General features: G+C 40.8%; 16 protein-coding genes. 5 read left to right on the forward strand and 11 right to left on the reverse strand.

Annotated features, from left to right (window positions below; translation table 11 throughout):
- Positions 1–72: 72 nt before the first annotated feature.
- Complete coding sequence (locus N2257_02045) at positions 73–2856, forward strand: PKD domain-containing protein (protein MCX7793178.1); 2784 nt, start codon at positions 73–75, stop codon at positions 2854–2856.
- A 71-nt stretch (positions 2857–2927) separates the two neighbouring features.
- On the opposite strand, the gene N2257_02050 is transcribed toward N2257_02045, so the two are convergent.
- The 3 genes from N2257_02050 to N2257_02060 form a co-directional block, all read right to left on the reverse strand.
- Positions 2928–5246, reverse strand: a complete 2319-nt coding sequence (locus tag N2257_02050; protein ID MCX7793179.1) for an endonuclease MutS2 — start codon at positions 5244–5246, stop codon at positions 2928–2930.
- Positions 5247–5826: 580 nt separating this feature from the next.
- Positions 5827–6075: a hypothetical protein gene (locus N2257_02055; protein ID MCX7793180.1), complete on the reverse strand. Its 249-nt coding sequence runs from the start codon at positions 6073–6075 to the stop codon at positions 5827–5829.
- Between the two features lie 14 nt (positions 6076–6089).
- Positions 6090–6470, reverse strand: a complete 381-nt coding sequence (locus N2257_02060; protein MCX7793181.1) for a peptide chain release factor-like protein — start codon at positions 6468–6470, stop codon at positions 6090–6092.
- Positions 6471–6642: 172 nt separating this feature from the next.
- Here N2257_02060 and N2257_02065 point away from each other — a divergent pair, with 172 nt between their 5' ends.
- The 4 genes from N2257_02065 to N2257_02080 are packed head-to-tail and all read left to right on the forward strand — an operon-like array spanning position 6643 to position 12304.
- Complete coding sequence (locus N2257_02065; protein MCX7793182.1) at positions 6643–7188, forward strand: hypothetical protein; 546 nt, start codon at positions 6643–6645, stop codon at positions 7186–7188.
- Complete coding sequence (locus N2257_02070) at positions 7185–8219, forward strand: hypothetical protein (GenBank protein ID MCX7793183.1); 1035 nt, start codon at positions 7185–7187, stop codon at positions 8217–8219. Before N2257_02065 ends, N2257_02070 begins: the two co-directional genes overlap by 4 nt.
- Positions 8220–11432 (forward strand): M20/M25/M40 family metallo-hydrolase, encoded by a 3213-nt coding sequence (locus N2257_02075; GenBank protein ID MCX7793184.1) that lies wholly within the window; start codon positions 8220–8222, stop codon positions 11430–11432.
- Positions 11429–12304, forward strand: coding sequence for a M23 family metallopeptidase (locus N2257_02080; protein ID MCX7793185.1), 876 nt, complete (start codon positions 11429–11431; stop codon positions 12302–12304). Before N2257_02075 ends, N2257_02080 begins: the two co-directional genes overlap by 4 nt.
- A 146-nt stretch (positions 12305–12450) precedes the next feature.
- Here N2257_02080 and N2257_02085 read toward each other — a convergent pair whose 3' ends face one another.
- From N2257_02085 to galT, 8 genes are read right to left on the reverse strand one after another with little or no spacing between them, the layout of a single operon-like run.
- Complete coding sequence (locus N2257_02085) at positions 12451–13125, reverse strand: DUF3782 domain-containing protein (protein MCX7793186.1); 675 nt, start codon at positions 13123–13125, stop codon at positions 12451–12453.
- Positions 13126–13168: 43 nt separating this feature from the next.
- The gene (locus N2257_02090; protein ID MCX7793187.1) at positions 13169–14275 is read right to left on the reverse strand and encodes a hypothetical protein; all 1107 of its coding nucleotides are present in this window, start codon (positions 14273–14275) and stop codon (positions 13169–13171) included.
- Positions 14272–15498: a pyridoxal phosphate-dependent aminotransferase family protein gene (locus N2257_02095; protein ID MCX7793188.1), complete on the reverse strand. Its 1227-nt coding sequence runs from the start codon at positions 15496–15498 to the stop codon at positions 14272–14274. Before N2257_02095 ends, N2257_02090 begins: the two co-directional genes overlap by 4 nt.
- A complete protein-coding gene (locus N2257_02100; GenBank protein ID MCX7793189.1) occupies positions 15459–16418 on the reverse strand; it encodes an NAD(P)-dependent oxidoreductase in 960 nt (319 codons plus the stop codon). The genes N2257_02095 and N2257_02100 overlap by 40 nt, the downstream gene beginning before the upstream one ends.
- A 38-nt stretch (positions 16419–16456) precedes the next feature.
- Entirely contained in the window at positions 16457–16804 is a 348-nt protein-coding gene (locus N2257_02105; GenBank protein MCX7793190.1) for a response regulator, read from the reverse strand.
- On the reverse strand, positions 16801–20889 hold the full coding sequence (locus N2257_02110) for a PAS domain S-box protein (GenBank protein MCX7793191.1): 4089 nt from the start codon (positions 20887–20889) through the stop codon (positions 16801–16803). The genes N2257_02105 and N2257_02110 overlap by 4 nt, the downstream gene beginning before the upstream one ends.
- A complete protein-coding gene (glgA, locus tag N2257_02115; protein ID MCX7793192.1) occupies positions 20886–22337 on the reverse strand; it encodes a glycogen synthase GlgA in 1452 nt (483 codons plus the stop codon). The genes N2257_02110 and glgA overlap by 4 nt, the downstream gene beginning before the upstream one ends.
- Positions 22338–22360: 23 nt before the next feature.
- Positions 22361–23353, reverse strand: coding sequence for a galactose-1-phosphate uridylyltransferase (gene galT, locus N2257_02120; protein MCX7793193.1), 993 nt, complete (start codon positions 23351–23353; stop codon positions 22361–22363).
- Between the last annotated feature and the right edge of the window lie 395 nt (positions 23354–23748).

Below are 23748 nucleotides of genomic sequence, written 5' to 3' on the forward strand. Positions count from 1 at the left end.
TATGGCAAGTATTGACCACCTTCAAACCGCCAGTTGGCGGACCTAACAGAAAGTACACCTGCCAGGTTTGATATGAGCAGCTTTGAGTGGGCTTACGGAAATTGCGCATGGTGCCATCCAGGTGGTGGAAACCTTGAATATGACAGGGCAGGTTACAGATATGATAACAGACCGAGTGGTCTTATACCTGGTGGAACGGCAAATCCACAGAAGGATAATCACAAAGGTGATTATTATATTTTTGTGGCTGGAACAGGTATTGTATCAAGGGTAAGTGCCTGGATTAATCAGGGTGTTGGAGAAGCAGACTGCCTTATGTGTCACCTCAATTACCAGAATGCAGGAAGATTTGCAAATCTGGAGAGAAATTATACTGTGGCTGAACCACCAGCAATAGCTGATGACCCGAAGACACTTAAAGGCCTTAAATTCTCACCAACACTCGGTCTTGCGAGGACAGGATTGCTTACTGGAATAACCACTGGTTCACCAAATATAAATCCAAGCTTGAGTGGCTGGTCATGGGCAAGCACCACTATTCCCGGGTCATGGATAACAATGACACCTCCAAAGGAAAACTGTTCCATATGTCATTTTCCTGACAGAAGCTGGTTCGGTCCTTCTGGTTCAGCAAACAGAGGTCCTGCTGACAGACCTCTTGGATTCACGAGTTTTCAGAAGAGAATTCCAGCAGGTACTGTAACAGATGATGATGAAATAGCTGGTGTTGGTGGAAAGGATGGAAAGAATGACGCAGCCTGGGACATTGTAAATGGAAGGGTTGAAGGTGGCAAGAGAGGAGAATCCATAAATGATCCCAATAATCCAGATGCCCATATGGATAGAGGATTTGTATGCGCTACCTGCCATTATACTCTCGGAGATGAAGATGGAGAACTCTACGGACCAAAAAGAGATGCTGCTGGCAACATCGTCGCTCCTCAGGTAAATATAAAGAAAATAGACCATCAGTTTGCAAAAGGTGATGCCTTCCAGGATACAAAAGGAATGGACCAGGTAGACTACACTGTTACCTGTGAAAGCTGCCACATAACAAAGACCCATCCTAATGCAGGAAATGCACCTACACCCACACATGCTGGATTCCCATCAGTACACTTTGTAAAGATACATTGCAAAACCTGTCATATTCCCGTAGTGAATGGTCCGGTAAAACAATTCTTAGCTGATTTCTCAGCAGGACCATACAGGGGATTTGCAAGGGTTCAGTCAGTTGAGATGCCTTCAACAGGAATAGGTCTTAAGCCCCTTAAGACCTGGCAGAAAAGAGAGGATGGCATAAAGCTCGTACCACACGGTACAATGGCTGCCAGTGTATGGGTAGATGGTTCTCCAGCTAAACCCACATTCCAGAGATATGCAAGGGCTGTGGCTGTAAATTACAGGGCATTTGTGGGAGATGCAAATGGAGATGGCCTTTATGACTGGCCCCTTAACAGACCGCATGATGGTGGCACAAGGGTAAGCCATATAGTTAATGATCCTCCTGAGATTGCTGGTTTTGTGGCAAGGCTTAATAACCCAACAGGTTTTGGAATCTCAGGTGTTCCATCCATATCTGATCCTGTACTCAACATATACAATATAGTATTCAGCATAAGCCACAATATCCAGCCTATCACAAGGGATGCTCAGGGAAAACCCGTACCAGGTCCTCTCAAAACTTATACATTTACTAAACCAGATGGTACAACTGGCACCTTCCAGAGAAACACCGGACCTCTTGGTATAAATGGTTGTGTAGAGTGCCATTCCAGTTCAGATCCAAACTCAAAAAATTACAGCCCTAAGTCTATTGGTTTCTTTGATATGGATTACACACTCTATCTAAACTCATCAAGACTTACCCAGACATGCACGGATAGTGCTGGAAACATTGATCCTAACTGCACAACTGGAAAAAGAAGGGTGAGATATGTGCTTAGCTATAAAAATCCAGATGGAAGCTCAAACATCATAGACCTTGGTTCAAGGGCCGCTCACGGTCAGACTGTTCCAAATACCGTTAATCAGGCTGAGGTAATGGGATACAGCTCCTATGATGTAACCATGCTCACAGATCCTGCAACTGCAGGTATACCAAAACCCAGAGCCCAATTCGCCTATTCCCTGAACGGTCTTAACATCTCTGTGAAAACCTCTACCGCTTCATGTTCAAGCACCAGCTGTTCCTATAACTGGTCATTCGGTGATGGCTCGACTGCATCAGGACTGACTGCCTCTTATACATATTCTCAGCCGGGCACCTATACAGTTAAGCTCACTGTTGTTGACAACATCAATTCCACCCAGGATGTTAGATCTATCCCGGTGTCAATTTCAACATATGCTGCAAACCGTCCACCTCAGGCAAGCTGGAATATCTCAGTGAATCAGAACTCCTGGACTGTATCTATTACTGATACCTCTACTGATCCAGATGGTAATCTTTCAAGCATTACAATTAACTGGGGAGATGGTTATGTACAGACTCTTTCACCCGGAGCTACTGTGACCCGTACCTATGCAACACAGGGCTCTTATTCCATTACACTGACTGCAAAGGACTCCACTGGCGCTAAGTCCTCTGTATCACAGATTGTCTCCTTCTCCAGATTCAAGATCACTGGATCTGTTACTAATTCAAGTGGTAACCCGGTTGGCGGCGCAACCCTTAAACTCTATAAAGGCTCAACACTTCTGAAAACCTCTTACTCAACTACAGCAGGCTCTTTCTCCTTCACTTATCTTAAACCCGGTACATACACAATTAAAACCACCAAATCTGGTTACACATTCCCTGATACAGAGGTAACTGTTGGACCTGACCAGTCTGTGACCATTCGGGCTCAGTAAAAAAATTGACCGGGCAGAAATGCCCGGCCTTACCTCCCATCCCGTTGCCCGGAGCCATTGGCTCCGGGCATTTATTTTAACTTTACTATTGATACTCCGTCTCCACCCTCTTCAGTATTTCCTGGTCTGAAATTATCAACTAGTGGATGGCCTTTAAGATAATCCCTCACTGCCCTTTTAAGTCTTCCTGTGCCAAGACCGTGAATAATCTTAACTCCACTCAATCCAGCAAGGGAGGCATGATTTAAATAGGTTTCGAGCCTTGAGAGGGCCTCCTCCACAGTCATGCCTGTTAAATTGATTGATTCAGCAACTCGCTCTTCAGGCATTCTTTCTTCATAACTTTTTAATAATATACCTCTTGGAGCCTCTATATCGCTCAGGGCTACCTCTGCCTCAAAGGCACCTGCCCTAACCCTGACCCTGTCGGATTCTACCCTCATGACTACACCGTCATAACCAAGGCTTTTGATATAAACCTTTGAGCCAGGTTCTGGAATAAAGACCTCTTCTTTCTTTTTAAATTCATTTAAAGCCTTTTCAATCTCCATCTCTTTTGCCCTGAGATTTTTAATACTCTCCTTGGGACTTCTCTTTGCTTCCATAATTAATTTATTAATAAAGACCTTTGTCTCATTCAATAGCTCCTTTGACTCCTCAAGGGCCTTTCTTATAATCTCCTTTTTTTTAATTACCAGCTCTGATTCCTTTTCTTGCAGGATCCTTTCTTTTTCAGAAATCTCTTGTTGAAGCTTCCTTAGTCTTTCTAACTCAAGCTCATAAAACTTCTGCTTTTTCCTAAGATCATCCAGTACAAGCTGAAAGTCAAGCTTGCCCTTTCCAATAAACTCCTTTGCCCTCCGAATAATATTCTCAGGAAGACCGAATCTCTCTGCTATAGAGATACCATGGGATTGTCCTGGCAGACCCATTCTCAATCTGTAGAGCGGCCTCATCAGGCTTTCGTCAAACTCCATTGAAGCATTAACCATACCTTCAGTATTTGAGACAAAGGCAGCAACCTCAAGCAGATGGGTTGTTGCTATAACTGTGCTACCCCTCATCTTTAACTCCTCAAGTATGGCACAGGAAAGGGCAGCACCTTCTGAGGGATCTGTAGCCCTGCCAATCTCATCAAGAAGCACAAGGACTTCAGGCTTTGACCTATTGATTATATCTGAAACATTCTTTATATGGCCTGAAAATGTGGAGAGATTTTCCTCTATGGACTGCTCATCACCCATATCAACAAGAACATCACTCACAAAGGGTAAGACCGAGCCAGATTGAGCCGGAACAGGTATTCCAGAGAGTGCCATGATAGTAAGAAGACCTGCTGTCTTGAGGGCAATGGTCTTTCCTCCAGCATTGGGTCCTGTAATAATCATTATCCTGTGAGAACCTCCCAGCTCGAGATCAAGGGGAACAACATCCTGAATGACTCTCTTTTCCTTTAGAAGGAGAAGCACTGGATGTCTTGCTCCAAAGAGCTGGAGTCTCTGTTCACTGTCTATCTCAGGCTCGGTCAGTCCGAGCCTTTCAGAGAATAAGGCAATGCTTCTTAATAGGTCAAAATAAATAAGGTTTCCATAAGAGGCTTCTATTTTAGAAAGATCTGCCCTCAAAAGAGAGGATATACCTCTCAATACCCTTATCTCCTCTGCCTTTTCCTCTGCAATTATATTTTCGTGCTCATTGGCAAGTTCGACAATCTCAAGGGGTTCAACATAAAGGGTCTCGCCTGTCCTTGAGATATCATGTATAACACCTGGAATCTTTCCCTTAAAATCAGCCTTCAATGGAATAACCCACCTTCCTCCTCTGATGGTAACATATTCATCCTGAATAGCAGGTGCTAATTCCCTTGCATGGATAATTTCATCTAGCCTTTTTCTGATCCCCTGCTCGAGATTCCTTTTTCTCCTTCTAATTTCCCTCAATTCATGAGATGCTGTATCGAGGATATTACCTTCATGGTCGACAGACCTGTCAATAAGATCTATAAGGTCTTTAAAATCACCCATTCCTGAAATTAGATGAGATAAATGGGGAATGTCCTTTGCTGTCCCGACGGAGTTTCTGATTCTCTCTATGTTTAAAAAGACCTTTCTTAAGGTATAAAGCTCCTCTGGCTCAATAAAAGAACCCTCTGGCCTTAACTTCTGAAGAATTCCTGAAAGATCATCAAATTCATCAAGGGCTATCTCCCTTCCCTCAGATATGACCCTTCTCAGTTCAGCCACAAGGTGAAATCTCTTTTCAATCTCATCTTTATAACCCAAAGGCCTTATTGAGAGTATGAGCCTCTTAGAGGCAGGACTCCTTGCATAAAGCGAAATCTCCTCAAGGACCTTATGAAACTCAAGAAGCCTTAAAGAATTTTCATCCATTCTTAATTTTCCATACAAAAGTTATTTCTAATCGTTTTCTTCTGTCTATTAATTATACAACCTTTAAATTAATCTTTTTAAAGATAAGGGCCTCTTAGGTAATGTCAATACTTCTGCGTAAATTCCTTTAAAGGTTTTATCCGCCAATGTTCATTTAACTGGCTAATTACTGCTGAGAATATCCTCTCTATGCTCGCTGTGTTGTTAAAGCAACTCATCTTTTTCTTGCTATATTATCTTCTGTGACAGGTATTGCCTACTGCCAGAGATTATCAAAATACTTTTCTGCCTCATCTACCCCATAATCACTTATCTCCACATTGAACTACTGCTCCCGTGTTAAGCCAGATGATGTAAGATTACTACTTCCTGTGATAAAAAGGGCCTTTCTTCCGACCTGTGTTTCTTCAAGCTTGAAGATATAAAGCTTGGCATGGTTTGGCTCATAGGTCTTTCTTATTATGAGGCGGTTGTTTTTTATAAGTTCAATAAAAAATCTTACCTGCTCGTAAAATTCCCTGTTGTCAAATTGTTCTGTGTTTATGGATTTCTTTATAGAGTCAAAAAATTTATAAAGCCTTTAGTAATCTGAAAGCCCCTTTTCATCACTTCCGTGCTCAATGAGTCCATAGATAGTTTTATCAACATTCAGCCCAACAAGGATTTTCAATGTAACATAAGGATTATTCTTCAGGCCTTCATAGAGTTCCATAAGACCTGAAAAATAAAAAAATCCAACGAGGAATTTGAGCTCTTTACTCTTTGAAAGAAGTTCAAGAAGTCTCTTTTTAAGGAGCTTTGTAGAACTATTTGTTATGAAATTGTTCATCAACTTAGCCGATGTTATATTTCATCATCCCTTTCTCTGTAAACTTCATATTTCTTCTCTGCCCTTTTCTTCCTCTTTGCCTTCTGCTTTCTGAGCCTCTCTATTTCAGCTTGTCTTGAAGACCTCAATCCATGGAGCTCCTCTATCTTCCAGATAAGTTCCCTTCTTGCAAGGAATCTGTTAATGGACTGGCTTCTGGTATCCATGCATTTAACTTCAATACCGGTAGGGACATGTTTTAGATAAACACAGGTTGCGGTCTTGTTAACCTTCTGACCACCCCTGCCCGAGGAACGAATAAATTTTTCAATAATATCCTCTTCCCTTATATTCAGGGCCTCCATTCTCTCCTGTAGCCAGCGGTTCTTTTCTTCACTGACAGCAAAATCAGGCATTTCCTCAACCTTTATTAATGTTAAGTTTAGCATAAAAGAAAGGGCGAAATTAATACCTGTAAATTAATATCTTTTAACTCTAAGATTTTAAAATCAGGTAGAAACCATTCTAAGACAGGGACTGAAGATCCTAACTATTGACTTTAAAAAGAAATCATTACATTATATAAATATGAAAAGACAAATCGCCATAACCCTTCTCTTCTTTTTATTAACAGGCTGCGCCACCATTGCTGGTGTTAAAGAGGGAGAAGAAGAATTTTTACCGCCTGTAGCAGGACCACCTTATGATAGTTATATCCAGGGTCAGCCAGCAATAGATATGAGGATAGAAGGAGGTATTTATTACTGGAAGAGTGCAAATACCTGGCATGTAAGATTTGCGAGACCCTATACGGCTCCAAGGGCCTTTCCTGAAGGTACAGTATTTTCAGGCAATATCAGGGTTGAGGACGGTATCATAATTGATGTAAGCAGATTCAATGCCTCTCCCATTGATGACATAAGAAGACTCAGAGATACCCTTTCCTTCAGATTCGAGATAAAGGATGACATCAAGGGCTTTGACTTTGTTGTCCAGCCTGTTCTTTCCCGGTACTGCGTTATATCAGACTTCAGAGTACAGGGCATTTTAAACCCGGAGCTAGTGAGGCTCGGTGCATTCATGCACAGACCTGAATCAGTACCATTTAAGATATGTGTCAGGAGCTTTGAATGAGAAAGTTTGTGATTCTTCTAATGCTGGTTTTACTTCTTATCTCTTCTGCCATTTCTCAGGAAGAGAGATATCTCAGTAATATACAACAGCTAACCTTTGAGGGAGACAATGGAGAAGCCTATTTCAGCTCTGATGGAAAAAAACTGATCTATCAATCAAACAGGGGATATAAATGTGACAAGATATGGATCATGAATATTGATGGAACAGAAAAAAGGATGGTAAGCCCCTCAAGAGGTGCCCATACCTGTGCCTTCTTCTTTCCTGACGGAAAGAGGATACTTTTTTCTTCCACAGTCCATCTTGAGGGTGATTGTCCTGAGCAGGCAGTTCCAGCTCAAAAAAGATATGTATGGCCCCTTTATCCCTATGATATCTATGTTGCAAACATTGATGGTTCAGGACTTAAGAGGCTAACAGAAAATCCTGAATATGATGCTGAGGCGATTGTATCACCCGATGGAAAGGAGATTGTCTTTACATCAAAAAGAAATGGAGATGTGGATATCTATATTATGAATGCTGATGGAACAAACATAAGAAGACTAACAGATAGATTCGGTTATGACGGAGGTGCATGGTTTTCTCCTGACGGTACTAAGATTGTATGGCGTGCCTGGTATCCTGAAACAGAGGAAGAGCTCAATCTATGGAAAGAGTGCATAAAGGGTAATTACATAGTTCCTCTGCCCCTTGACCTGTGGGTCATGAACAGGGATGGATCTGACAAGAGAAGAATACTTCATAACGGTGCAACAAACTGGGCTCCTTCCTGGCATCCTGATGGTAGAAGGATAATATTTTCAAGTAATATGGATGACTGGAGAGAGGAACTTAAACAGTACGGGCCGAACTTCGAGCTCTACATGATAAACATTGATGGCACAGGACTTAAAAGGATCACCTATAACAATGTCTTTGATAGTTTTCCAATGTTCAGTCCGGATGGGAAAAAACTTGTCTTTGCCTCAAACAGGAATCCAGAAAAGCCCAGACAGACTGATATCTTCATTGCAGACTGGATAGAATAGATGAAAATCATCTTAAGGGTTCTTTTCATCTTAATCTTCCAGATTCCCCTCTTAGGCCTTTCATCCTGCCTCAGGTCTGAGTCAACTTATGCTGACACATACTGTCATCATGAACTCCATGTAAAGATCATTCCTGAAAGGCATTATATTGTAGCAAGCGACACCATAACTTTTGAAGAACCGAGAAAAAGACTCTCCTTTTTTATCAACAAAAATCTTGATATAAAAAAAACAACACCCGAAGCATCAGTTGAGATTAAAGAGACTGCGGAAGCAAAACTGATTGAGATAATCTTTGATTCTCCACGGAGTTCAATAACCCTCACTTATGAAGGCCTAATTAATGAGCCAGTAAGAACCATAGGGGAACAGGCACGGGGTTACAGCTATACAGGAGGAATAATCTCAGAGGAAGGTATATTTCTTCACGGTGGCTCTTACTGGTATCCTGTTTCGAAAGGTCTTTTGACCTTCAGACTTGCTGTGGAGCTTCCTCAAGGATGGTATGGAATAAGCCAGGGAGAGGAAAAAAAAGGGGATACCGTTATCTGGGATTCACCAGAGCCTCAAGAGGAGATATATCTGGTTGCAAATAGATTTATAAAGTATGAAGAGGAGCTTGATGGGATAAGTGCTATGGTGCTTCTGAGAAGTCCTGATGATGAGATTGCAAAAAAATATATCAGTGCAACATTCAGGTATATAAAACTCTATGAGGAACTGATCGGACCCTATCCCTATAAAAAATTTGCCCTTGTTGAAAACTTCTTTGAATCAGGATTTGGTATGCCTTCGTTCACACTTCTTGGACCGAAGGTTCTCAGACTTCCCTTCATAATAGACACCTCCTATCCCCATGAGATTCTCCACAACTGGTGGGGTAACAGTGTATGGCCAAGACCTGGAAGAGGAAACTGGACAGAAGGGCTCACTGCCTATTTGTCAGACCATCTGATGAAAGAACTCAAAGGTGAAGACAGAGAATACAGGTTCACGACACTCCAGAAATATGCAGACTATGTTCTTGATGAAAAGGATTTTCCTATTGAAGAGTTCAGGAGCAGGCATTCAGGAGCAACAGAGGCGATAGGCTATGGAAAATCCCTCTTCTTCTTTCATATGCTCAGAAGGTCTCTTGGAGAAAAGCTCTTTAAAGAGGGCCTCAGGGATTTTTACCAGGAAAAAAAGTTCAGGTATGCAGACCTTGATGATCTGAGAAGGAGTTTTGAAAGGGTTTCGGGAAGGGATTTAAGAGATTTCTTTGATCAATGGACAAAGAGAACAGGCGCACCTGTTATTGAGATAAAGGAGGCAGTGGTAAAGGAAAGCCACCTTAGGCTCACCCTCCGACAGAGCCAGGATGGTTCTCCTTACATACTTGAGATACCTGTAAGAATTATTCTCAGAAATGGCACTATCCATGAGACCGCATTAAAAATGAGAGATAAAAACCAGTCTTTTATGGAGAGACTTCCTGAAAAGCCCTTAAGAATAGATATTGATCCTGATCTTCATGTATTCAGAAAACTTTCAAGAGATGAGATACCTCCTGCAATAACCGCTGTTTTAGGCTCAAAGGAGATAGTTATTATAAAACCCGAAGCAGGAAAGAAAGAGCTTATGGATACCTGGGATGATGTTACAAGAGTAATAGAAAATGCCGGTCCTGAAAGGATAAAGGTAGTTATTGACAGTAAAATAGATACTTTACCTGAATCCTCAATTATAATCCTTGGATGGGAGAATAAATTTTTAGATTATCTTTTCTCTGATCAAAAATATATAAAGATAGAGAACAACGGGTACAGGCTATCAGAAAGATTGCTTGACACAGAAAAAGACTCCGTAGTCATTGTCAGGAATAATCCACTAAAAAGGGATAGACCTCTCATGTTTATCGGTTCTAAAAATCCATCAACACTCAGGGCTCTATTAAGAAAGCTTCCCCACTACCATAAATACAGTTATCTTGTCTTTGAGGGAGAGGAAGCAACAAATACTATGAAAGGCAGATGGGAGATTGAGGAAACTCCGATGAATATCATTCTCGATGAGAAATCCCGATCTCTCAGTATAAAATCAAGTGATAAATTACTCATCCCTTTCTTCTCACAGGAATCAATCAACAAGACATTAGAATTTCTCACCTCTCCTCATTTAGAAGGTAGAAAGGCCGGCTCAGATGGAGCAATGAGGGCTGCTGAATTTATCAGAGAATCCTTTAGAAAGGCTGGACTACAGCCCCTAAATAGTGATTATCTTCAGAAATGGCATGATGAAAAAGGCATGACCTTTGCCAATGTTATAGGAAAAATAAAGGGAAGGTCTGAAGAATGTATAATCATAGGAGCCCATTATGACCATCTTGGGAAAGATGATAAAGGAAATATCTATCCTGGTGCTGATGACAACGCAAGCGGTGTTGCCCTTCTTCTGGAGCTGGCAAGGATAAAGGCTGAAAAAGGTGGAATCAACAGGGACTTAATATTCATTGCCTTTACCGGTGAGGAATACGGCAGAAAAGGTTCAAGACACTTTGTTGAACATGCTGACTCATACAGATGTATAGCAATGATAAATCTTGATACTGTGGGCAGACTGGAGGGAAGAAGACTCCTTGTCATCGGTGCCCATTCAGCAAAGGAATGGCCCATGCTTCTTAAGGAGGCATCCCTTATTTCAGGCATTAAGATTGATATCGCAAAGGAAGATCTTGATTCAAGTGACCAGAAAAGCTTTGAGGAGGCTGGCATTCCGGCCATACAATTATCTTCCGGACCTCATGAAGACTACCACAAAATAACCGATACCATTGACAAAGTTGATATTGATGGCATAATTAAGATAGGGACTTTTACAGAAGAGTTAATAAAGAGAGTGGACAGACTCCCGGAACTGAGCTTCACAGGCAATATAAATAAAAGAACCTCACAAGAAGAAAGTAAAAGAAGGGTAAGTATAGGCACAATACCTGATTTTACATATAAAGGCACTGGATACAGAATTAGCGGAACAACAAAGGGTTCTCCTGCCCATGAGGCTGGTCTGAGGGAAGGAGATGTGATAATAGAGGTCAGCTCAAAACCTGTAAAGGGTATCAGGGATTTTTCTGAATATCTTAAAAACCTTCAGCCGGGTGATAAAATCCTGCTAAAGATAGAAAGGGATGGAAAGACCTTAAACATTGAGGTTGAATTAAGGGAGAGGAAGTGAACTCCATCAGACTCAGATTAAAAGGTTTAATCTATCTTTACAGCTTAATTATTATCTTTTTTTCTGTTTCTGCAGATGCATCATCAGTAATCATTAAACCTGATGTACTCTATCCGGGAGATATATTTTTTATAAAATTATCTTATCCTGCTGAAAGCCTGCTCAGGGCTGAGTTTAATGGCATAGATTTATACTTTTCATCCTGCGGTGAGCGATGCAGTTACGCCATCGGAGCAATAGATATAGAAACAAAACCAGGAGTTTACAGGATTAAAATCTTTCCTAAAAAGGGGAGAGAGATCTTTTTTTCTATCAAGGTAAGAAAAAAGGAATTTCCTTTAATTCATCTTGAGCTACCAGAAGATAAGGTGACATTAAGTCCTGAAAATCTCGCAAGGGCAGAGGCAGAGGAGGAACTTCTCAGGGCTATCTGGCAACTGAGAACAGAAAGGCTCTGGAGCGGGGTATTCACTAAACCAATTGAAAGCGAAGTATCAACATCATATGGTGTAAAAAGAATGATAAATAGAAAAAAGTTGAGTATCCACAAGGGAATTGACCTGCGGGCAAAAGAAGGTGATCCTGTAAAGGCTGTTAATAATGGAAGGGTTGTTCTAACAGAGGAATTATTCTTTGGTGGAAAGACTGTTGTGATTGATCATGGTGAGGGACTCTTTTCTGTGTACATGCATCTATCTGGATATACTGTAAGAGAGGGCGACATTGTCTTAAAAGGTGACCTGATCGGCTTTGCCGGTGCAACAGGCCGAGCAAGTGGACCACACCTTCATTTCGGATTCAAGGTTAAAGATATAAGTATAAATCCTGAGTCTCTTTTTGAATTAAAGGAGCTACCTCCCCCTTATGAGTAAATTCGGGAAAAAATCTATGATTGAAGTTCTGCTATATCTATTTCCTCAGGATATCCGTATACTTTTAAGCCGCTCTCTTTTGCAAATGCAAGGGCTGAACTCTCTACCATTGGAGAGATTATAATCTTTGTGTTAACTTTTCTTCCCTACTTTTTCTCATAAACCTGAACCTTTCTGAGAAAGGTAATAACATCGCCTTTACTTATAGAAGATTTTATCTCAGCCACAGTAATAAAACCGTTCTTTATAATCAGGTCAAGTTCTACCTGATCTGGCTTTCCGAAGACGATACCCTCTTCATCTATTGTCCTGTATCTTTCAACCTTTACAGGAAAATCTTCCTCCAGGATGCCTTTTATTGCGTCCCTGAAAGAAGACTCTGCCCTTAAACCCCACCTTGAACCAAGGGCGCCTATACCTGTATCATATTTCCTGTGTAGAAACTTTATTTCTTCAAGTATGGAGTTTATTACCATCTGATTCTCCTCCCACTTCCTCTGGTTCTCCTCCCACTTCTTAGCCCATTCCCTCTCAAGACTCTCAAGATGCCTCTGATTCTCCTCCCACCTCCTCTGGTTCTCCTCCCACTTCCTCTGATTCTCCTCCCACTTCCTCTGGTTCTCCTCTCTCTCCTTCCTTAATTCTTCCAGGAGTCTGTCGAACCTGTCCTCGGTCTTCTTTTTATCAGCAAACTTTTCAGCAGAGATCTTGAGAATAAATTCTCTTATTTCAGGGTCCTTTTTAACAAAACGGGGCACTTCTCTCAGGATAATCTTTTTTATTTCTGTTTTTGTAAGAGGTTTTAGAGCTGATTTTTTCATAAATAATAATCACACAGATAAATCTAAAAAGTCAAATGATTCTTTATACCGCCCTCTCATAAATCCTGAACTTTTTATATAGCGTTGCGCCTATCATCTCAACAAGTCTCTGAACCTGAATATTGTCTTCCAGAATCCATGAAAACTCTACCTTTTTAAATCCTTTTCTTTTTACCTCTTTAAATCCTTCCCTGAATAGCAGTGCATCAACCCCCCTCTGTCTGAAACCAGGTCTTATACCAAGAAGAAGCAATCTCAATCCCTTTACCTTTCTCATGGCAAAGATTGCCTTAAGAAGTGTCAGCGGATTAAATTTCCCCTTCATTACCCTGAGCACCACATTATAATCAGGAATTAGTCCCAGAAAACCAACTGGTTCGTCTTTATAGTGAGCTATAAGCATTAGCTCAGGAACGATTATGCTCTTTAATTGATGGGCCATAAATCTTATCTCATCATCTAGGAACGGGATAAAACCCCAATTATTCCTCCATGCCTCATTGTATATGAGTTTGAACATGAGAAGGTCATCCTCAAGCCTGCTCATATCAACCTTTCTTATCCTGATCCCCCTTCTGTCGGCTATCTCAGCAATCCTGTTGACTTTCTCATCCAGTTCAGAAGGAATATCGGCTATATAGGCATAAAGATCCTTTGACTTTACAAAACCGCAGGCTTCCATTAACTCATTGTAATAAGGAGGATTATAAGGTGTAAGTAACATGGGTGGATGTTGAAAACCCTCAATGAGAAAACCACATTCTTCATTTGTCGATAGGTTCATGGGTCCTCGCATTATTTGGAGTCCTGCTTCTCTGAGATCTGAAGCAACCCTCTCAAGTAATGCTTCTGCAACAGCTCTGTCGTTTATTGATTCAAAGAGTCCAAAGAATCCTGCCCTTTCATTGTGTATGGAGATATGCCTGTGATTTATAATGGTGGCTATCCTTCCAGCCACCTTTCCATCCTTCATGGCGATATAGAGTCTTACATCTTCATGCCTGAAGAAAGGATTTGCCTCTGAAAGATAGACCTTCTGGTCTTTTATAAGAAGGGGTGAAAAAAAGGGGTCATCTTTATAATTCTCAAAAGGGAAAAGGATAAAGGCAGAGAGAAGCTCATCACCCTCAGCCCGTAAAACCTCTATCATCTTATAAGACCGAGGGTCCTTCCTACTTTCTTGAATGCTTCAAGGACAAAGTCCAGATGTTCATCTGTATGGGTTGCCATATAGGATGTCCTTATAAGTGCCTTTCCAGGAGGAACCGCTGGACTCACCGCGACATTTGCAAAGACACCCTCAGCCTCAAGCATCTTTACAAAGGTGAAGGCAGTTGCATCCTCACCCACTATTACAGGAACAATTGGTGTCTGGGTAGGCCCTATCTCAAATCCAAGATTTTTGAAACCCTCTATCATCTTTCTTGTATTCTTCCAGAGCCTTTCCCTTCTTTCGGGCTCCTTCTCTATTATGTCAATAGCTGCGCTCACTGCTGCTATTGATGCCGGTGGAGGGCTTGCACTGAATATAAGTGAACGGGCAAAATGTTTTATATAATTTATGACTTCCTTAGAACCAGCGACAAATCCACCTATTGAAGCAAGGCTCTTGCTGTATGTTCCCATTATGAGGTCAACCTCTTGCTCAAGTCCAAAATGCTCTGCAGTACCCCTGCCGGTTTTTCCAAGAACACCAATTCCATGGGCATCATCAACAAGAAGCCTTGCTCCATACTTCCTCGCAAGCCTTAAAACCTCAGGTAGGTTAATTATATCACCTTCCATGCTGAATACACCATCAACAACCACCAGACATGCCCTTCCGTTGTTTTCTGTAAGAACTCTCTCAAGATCCTGAGGATTATTATGCTTGAACTTCCTAACCTCACCAAAGGAAAGCCTGCATCCATCAATAATGCTTGCATGATCCATCTTATCTATTAAGACGAGGTCATCCTTCCCTACAAGGGCGGATATCACTCCAAGATTCACCTGAAAACCCGTGGAAAAAACAAGTGCGGCTTCTTTACGCATGAACCTGGCTAATTTTTCTTCAAGCTCAACGTGGATATCAAGAGTACCATTCAGGAATCTTGAACCAGCACATCCTGTTCCGTATTTTTTGATTGCCTCTATGGCTGCCTCTTTGACCTTTGGATGGTTTGTAAGACCGAGATAATTATTAGAGCCAATCATGATAAATTTCCTTCCATTCATTATCACAACTGGATCCTGTGCAGACTGGATGGTTCTGAAGAAAGGATATATACCCTTCTCCATGAGCTCATTGGCTGCAGTGAACTTGTAACACTTTTCAAATAGGTCTTTTTTCATTACAGCCATCTGTGAAGTCTGTACCAGTTTGCTGTCCATTTCATCCCTTCCCGAATATTTACTTTTGGATTAAAGCCCAGCTCATCTCGGGCCCTTGATATATCACATATCCAGTGAGTGTATCTCAGCTCAATTAATTTGTCGTTGTTTATTATACTATTTTTCGCGACCTTTGATGCAAGCCTTCCAATAAAGGGCATCAGATTTCGCGGAATTCTTATCCTGACCGGTTTTTTCTGCAGGCTCTCTGCGATGGCAAAGGCAATCTCATCACTTGTTATAATAGACCCATCAGCGAGAAAATAAATCTTACCCTGAGCCTCGGGTCTCAGGGCTCCGAGAATAATTCCTTTCACAAGATCTTCTACATAAATAAGGGAATAGTAGGCTTTTCCAAAATAGGGCATTATCCCGGCATTGACCATTTTAAAAAAGACAAAAAAATCTCTGTCCCTCGGCCCGTAAACAGCGGTTGGTCTCAAGATTGTAAAGGGAATACTCTCCTTGTGTTTAAGTAAAACCTCCTCGGCAAGTAATTTGCTTTTACCGTAGGCTGAAACAGGTGTGGCTGGAGAATCTTCACATTTTGGTCTTCCATTATCAGATGGTCCTGCTGCAGCAAGACTGCTTAAAAGGATAAATCTTTTAAGGCCAGGATTATTCTTTATTGCAACATCAATAATATTCTCTGTACCTTTAACATTCGCTCTGTAAAACTCATCCCAGGAAGATGCCTTTGTTAAACCTGCAAGATGGAAGATATAATCAAATTTCTTGATCTTCTCAAGTGATTCCCTTACGCAGCAATCTCCCTCAATAAAATTTACCTCAAGCCCTTCAAGCCATTTTTTATTTGAAAGATCTCTCACGAGACAGTAAACTTCAAACCCTTTTTTTATGAGAGCCTCAGCTAGATGACTTCCGATAAAACCCGTACCACCTGTAATAAGTGCCTTCATATGTTATATTCTCTTTCAATCAGCATAAAATAGTCAAGTTATTTATTGGCAAGCCTCTTTATTGTTTCTTTCAATTCTTTTAGATCAGATGACTTTACTACATAGGCCTCTGCAGCCCACACACCAAAATCATCTCTGTAGTCATAGGCTGTTGACATTATAACAGGAATATTTGGATCCTTATTTTTCATTGCCCTCAACACAGCTATACCATCCATATCAGGCATGAGGATGTCAAGGGTAACAATATCAGGTTTTTCTCGTTCAAATAGCTCTATTGCCTCTTTACCTGATGTGGCTGCAAAGACCTGATATCCTTCATCCTCGAGCTCTTCTCTGTAAAGTCTTAGGATACTTTCATCATCATCAACAATAAGTATCTTCATAAAATACCTCCTTGATTGCCACGGAATAAAGGTAAAAATATTTTAAAACTTGTACCTTTCCCTATAACTGTCTCTACTTCTATTCTTCCGCCATGTTCATCGATGATCCTCTTGGTAATAGCCAGACCGAGTCCTGTACCACCTGCTTTTGTCGTGAAAAAGGGATTAAAAATATTTGGCAGATCCTTTTCATTTATTCCAGGACCTGTATCCTTTATAATTATAACACCCTCTGAATTCTTTTTGTCAGTAATTATTGTAATAATACCATCTCTTTCAATTGCCTGAATGGCATTGGTAAAAATATTGATTACTGCTTCCTTTATTCTTCCCGCATCAACTGGAAGTCTCAAAAATGTGTTGTATTCCTTCCTGACCTGTATTTTTCTGTTATTCAATTCTTCTCTATAAAGGAGAACGATATCATCAAGAAGAGAATTTATATCGGTCTCTTCAATGGCAAGTCCCATCCCCCTGACAAAGCTCAATATGTCATGAAGGATATTTTCAAGTCTGTTCACCTCTTTTGTGATTATCGACGCATATTCTTTAAGTTTACCATCAAGTCTTGCTTCTAGCCTTCTTGCAAAACCTCCTACTGAAACAAGGGGATTTCTTATCTCATGGGCTACCTTTGCAGCCACCTCTCCAAGAGCAGCCATCTTCTCCGATGCCTGAAGCATCTCCCTGAGTCTCTTTAATTCTGTTATATCTCTTACCACATGTACAGTTCCGAGAAAACCACCTGTTGAATCAAATAATGGAGAGGTGGAAGAAAGACTGGTTATCCCTAAATAGGGATCCTCAAATTCCTCCACATAGGCTTTTTTATCTATTACTGTTTTATGATGAGGGCAATTTTCATAGGGTCTATCCATTCCATGAAAGACTTCATAACATTTTTTTCCAATAACAGCCTCCTTGGTCCATGTCCTTTCTATACCCTCTTCCATGCATCTTTTATTCAACCTTTCAAGTACAGCCCTGTTTATGTTTTTTATAGTGTAATCAGCAGTAGTGATATAGATCATATCTGATATTGATTCGAAGATATTTTCAAGCTCTGCTTCTGCAAGTCTTACCCTTTCAAAAAGTCTTGCATTCTCAATGGCTGCTGCCACCTGATTAGAAAAACCTGTAAGAAATCTTATATCATCCTCTGTAATGGGTCTTCTGTTAAAGAGATTATCAACCCAGAGAAGTCCTATTACCCTGTCCCTTGATATAAGAGGAACTACAGCATAGGCCTCTGTTCCAAGCTGCTGAACAAGAACCGGGTCAGATAAAGGCTCGGTCTTTACATCAGTTATGTTGAATATCCTTTTTTCCTTTACAGATCTGGTAAGGACCGTGTCTTCTGAAAGAGGTATTTCTATATTAAGGGAAAGTCTGTCAAGAAGAGAGTCCTTTCTCAGGGGACCTGATTCTATTTCCTTCAAGAGATCTTCAAGAGTCTTGCGCTCCATGGAAAGACTCGACCAGACCCTCCAGGCCTCTTCAGGACTTGACGGTCCAACACCCATTGCTCCCTTTAATATGCCTCTTTCTTCATCAACGAGAAAGAGAATTGCTCTGTTAAATCCAAGACCATCGCTCATGGTAACGGCTGTAAGAATCATCCTAAGAAGTCTGTCAAGCTCAAGGGTGCTTCTCATTGCAGAACTGATAAAAAAGAGCCTTGAAAGTTCCTGATTCCTCTTTGCAAGCTCCCGCTCATACCTCTTCTTTTCCGTAATATCCCTTGATATACCGCTTATTCCTATGATATTGCCGTAGGCATCCTTTATTGGAGAAAGGGTAAGACTGACCTCTATAACAGAACCATCCTTCCTCAGTCTGTATGTCTCTATATCTTTTAAAACCTCTCCTCGCCTTATCCTTTCTGTATATTCTCTTTCGATGTCATATAGTCCTTGGGGAATAAATGGCAGGTATTTACCAATGACCTCCTCTACCTTAAATCCATAAATCCTTTCAGCACCTTTATTCCAGGATGTGACAATTCCATTAAGGTCTGAGGTGACAATTGCATCAGCAGTGTTTTCAATAACACTCTCAAGATACTCCTTGGTCTGCATCACTTCTCTGTAAAGTCCCATGAGCTCTTCCTGATAAAGGACCCTCTCAGAAACATCCTGAATAAAAACTATCACCTCTTTTACTGAACCATCTCGGTCCTTTATTGGATAGGAGCTCAGCTCACTGTAGGAAAAGACATCCTTCGCCCTTACCCTCTGGGACATGAAGTTAATCTCGCCTGTTTCAAAGGTTGCAGCAGCAACACAATGAGGACAGACTGGCGCAATCTCATGAAAGACCTCCCTTGAGTCCCTGCCAACAAGTACCTCAGGATGTTCAATCCAGTGTTCCATGTATTTATTTATGGATACTATCCTGAATTCTTTATCAAGAGTTACTATACCACCCCTTACACTATCAAATAATATCTCCATCCTTCTTTTTGATTCTTCGGTTTCTCTCTCTCTATCTACAATCTGTTCGAAGGCCATTGCCTTATCAATATCTATGACCAGGAAGGGTATGATTCCATGAGCAAGCTGGATATCCCTCTCTGTGAATACCCTTGTAGGTTTGAGTAGCAACTGACCTTTATAATCCTTTGCCTGAAAGGGGAAAGAAAGATAGGGAGCCTCGGGTTCCACAAGACCCTCTTTTATTGCAGACAGCTCTTTCTGAGAGAAGAAATCCGGGGGATAGAAATAAAGCTCCTTTCCTTTTTCTATCTCAATCCAGATCAGAGAAGGGGCATTGAATACCTTCCATATTTCATAACAGGACTTATTTAGAAGCTCACTTATATTTACCTCACCGGATATTGCCTTGCCGAATTCATAGAGGCTCCTAAATCTTTCATACCCTGCCTGCAGCTCTGAATAGAGTTCTGCATTTCTTATTATTGAGCTAAGGATATGAGAAAGAACCTCTGAGCTGTATAGGTCATCCTTTATAAAGGAGTCAATATGTCTTCTCCTGAGAACAAGCAGACCTCTTAATTGGTCGTGAGAATAAAGAGGTGCTATAATGGCTGATTCATGAATACCATCATAAATAAATCTTAGTTCTTCAGATGTTCCGATCCTGTTTGACCAGATCACTCCTGAGTCTTTGATAAATTCTATATTATGATAAAGTATTTCTTTTATCCTGGATAACTCTGGATGGCTTGTGGAAAAAAGTTTAAATCTGTATTCTTCGGGCTCAAGCATGTATATCTCGGCAAGCGTATCAAATCCCTTTGATATCTTTAAGACCGTATGGTCAAGGTAATCTTTCAGATCAACACCGCTTACCGGTCGTGATACCTCAAGAAAAAGCTCTGCCGTCCTGAGTTTGAGTCTAAGTTTATCAACTATTTCATAGAACCTCTCGGCTATTATTCCGAATTCATCCCTTCCAAGCTCTACCCTGTAAGTAAGCTCACCTCCTGAAATCCGCTCTGTAGCATCAAGAAGTTTTTTGAAAGGCCTGTCAATGGATCTTCTTAACATCAGCAGTAGAAATCCTGCAGCTGCAATGCTTACTGTAAAAAGTGCGATTATATTTAAAAAGATATTCCTCTGAATATCCATACCCCTCTCTATGGCGCCATCAATAAGCCTTATAGATTCCATGTGCAATCTATCAAGATCATCCTGAACAGATCTGTAGAAATCCATTATTCTCTGATAGTTTTTCTGTAAGTTCTTATCCGTGAACTCCTTTTTAAGAAGCCGGGAGGTTTCATCCGAAATACTTATGAGATTGCTTTTAATCCTCTGCACTGTTTCGGGAGATCTGCCCGAGCCTTCTATATCTCTCAGTATCGCCTTTATATTCTCCTCTCTCTTAAGAATAACAACCTTGAGATTCTCTGATCCTGTATTTACATATCTGGAAATAGCAGAGACATATGCTGTAAAGGCATCCTTCAGTTGCTCATCCTGTTTGTGGAAGGCATTTACATCGTGAAGTATAACTATCTCCTCTTTCAGCGTTAAAGAAAGGGAAATAAAGCCTATACCTGTTATAATAGTAAGACTGAGAAAGGCAATTAGAAAGAGTATTAATCTTGTTCTTAGCTTCATGGGTCTTTCCGGATTAAGAGATCATTAAAAAGTTTAATATATTTCTGAGCAGAATGCTTCCATGAAAAATCCTTTTTCATACTATCTTTTACTAAAGCTGACCACCTTCTCTTATTCTGAAAAACACACATAGCTCTTTTTAATGACTCAAGCATTGCCGAGCCATTATATCCACTGAACAGAAAGCCGCTTCCCTTTCCTGAAAGATGATTATAATCCTCGATTGTATCCTTGAGTCCGCCCGTAGCCCTTGCGACAGGAATCGTACCGTATCGCATTGCAATCAGTTGGACAAGACCGCAGGGCTCGTATCTTGAGGGCATGAGGAATATATCAGAACCAGCATAGACCTTTCTTGCAAGTGAGTCATCATAAACCCTTTTAAAAAAGAAATTCTTTTTAAACTCTCTGTGCTTTTTGTCGAGACTTTGTTCAAAAGTCTTTTCTCCCTGACCTATCATAACAAGACCGAAACCAGCTTTTATAATCTCTGGTAAAGTACTTTCAATAAGGTCAATACCCTTCTGAGAAACAAATCTTCCCACAAAGCCTATCAAAGGTTGCGAATCCCTGATCTCGATACCCAACTCCTTTATAAGTTTTTTCCTGCAGAATAATTTTCCCTTAAGAGAACTAAGACTGTATCTGTGGGGAATAACAGGGTCAGTCTCTGGATTCCAGATGGAATAATCAATTCCATTGAGAATTCCATATAACCTTCCTGCCCGTTTCCTTAGCACACCATCAAGCCCGTAACCATATTCTTCTGTAAGGATCTCCCTCGCATAGCTTTCACTCACTGTTGTTATTGCATCAGCAGAGATAATGCCTGCCTTCAGAAAATTGATCTTTCCGTAAAACTCAATACCCTCGGGATTGAAATACTCCAGACCTATTCCAGTGTATGGAAGTTCAGTCGGCGAAAAAAGACCCTGATAGCCCAAATTATGGATCGTCAGGACTGTCTTTGTATCTCTGAAAAAAAGATCATCTTTATAGAAATTTTTGAGATAGAAAGGGATAAGGGCTGTCTGCCAGTCATGGACATGAAGTACATCAGGTCTTTTATTGAGGGTTTTAAAAAGCTTTATGGCAGCCCTTGAAAAAAAAGAAAACCTGATACAATTATCAAGGTAATCTCCAGCCGAGGTTCCATAAAGACCTTCTCTCATAAAAAACCTGTCACACCTCACAAAAAAAGCAGGATACTCCCTGTCCATTGATTCAATAACAGAAGCCTCTATCTTCTGAGATAAGATATCCACGGAAAATCTTATGCCTGTATCAGAAAACCCTCCTGACTTCTCTACCGCTGAATAAAAAGGTAAAATAATCCATGCCTCATGGCCTGCTCTTCTGAACTCCTTAAGGAGAGCACCTGTGACATCAGCAAGGCCACCTGTCTTTGCATAGGGCACTGCCTCAGGTGTAACTATGAATATCTTCAAGGCTTACCCTCCTTGAAGGCTCCTTATATCTTTGCCTCTCTCATAAACTTTGCTGCCTCCTCAGGAGGAACAGAATTAATAAAGAATCCAGAACCCCACTCAAAACCAGCAATCTTTGTAATCTTTGGTGTTATCTCGATATGCCATCTGTAAAATTCATTTTCCTCCTCTGTAAAAGGGGATGTATGGAGCATAAAATTATAAGGTGGTATATCAAGGACAGCATCAATCTGCCTTAGAGTCCTCTGGAGTATCTCTGCAAGAAGCATAAAATCATTATTTCTGGGCTGAAAGTAACTCTGGTGATCCTTTGGAAGTATCCATGTTTCAAAAGGCGTTCTGGGAGCATAAGGTGCTATTGCTATATAACCGTCATTCTGTGAAACTACCCGCCTACCATCCTCAAGTTCCTGGGCTATGATATCACAGAATATGCATCGCTCCTTGAGGTCATAATATTTTTTTGCAGATTCGAATTCCTCCTTTACAGTTGCTGGCACAATAGGTAATGCTATAAGCTGGGAATGGGAATGTTCAAGCGTGGCTCCTGCTGCCTCTCCTTCATTCTTGAATATAAGTACATATTTAAATCTTCTGTCCTTCTTAAGATCCTGAAGCCTGAGGTAATAAGCCCAAAGCACGTCATTCAATCTTTTAATGGGCATGGTTGAAAGAGATTCGGTATGAACAGGTGTCTCAATAATGACCTCATGTGCTCCTATTCCATTCATCCTGTCATACATGCCCTCTGCAGTCTTTCCGAGGTCTCCATGAATCTGGAGTGCTGGAAACTTATTAGGCACTACCCTCAATGTCCATCCTGAAACTCCAGCACCTTCTGGCCTGAAGGCCATTATCTCATTTGGTGTGGTGTATTCATTGCCGGGACAGAAAGGACAGAACCCATCTGCCCTTCTTTTGATGGAAGGTGAACTGAAATCAGCAGGCCTTTTTCCTCTCTCTACAGATATAATTACCCATCTTCCCACTATAGGATCCTTTCTTAACTCGGGCATCTTTCCTCCAGCACAAAAATCATTTAGCCTTCTTTAAATTTATATAGATTTTAACATATAAACAGGCAGACCGAGCAGGACAGGAACAAATATAAAACATTTTGCCCGGCATCAGGTGACTTTTACTTGAATTTGATACGGTCATATGGTAGCCTTTTTTATAGGATTCTAAAAGAGAGTCCACAAACTGGTATTTTTATAAATATATCCTGTCTTTCGGTATTAATTTTGTTTTAAATAAGTGTACCTTAACCCTTAAAAATCCACTCAAGAGTATCCCGGGCTTATCCTTTGTGTGAATTTAATCTTTGCTCTTTAGATTTTTTAACGGTACTAATCTTTTATACCACTTCAATTTTCTGTTAATATTCTCTATGAAGTCCTATTTCAGGCAC

The sequence above is a fragment of the Thermodesulfovibrionales bacterium genome, from assembly GCA_026417875.1.
In the GTDB taxonomy this organism is placed as follows: domain Bacteria; phylum Nitrospirota; class Thermodesulfovibrionia; order Thermodesulfovibrionales; family CALJEL01; genus CALJEL01.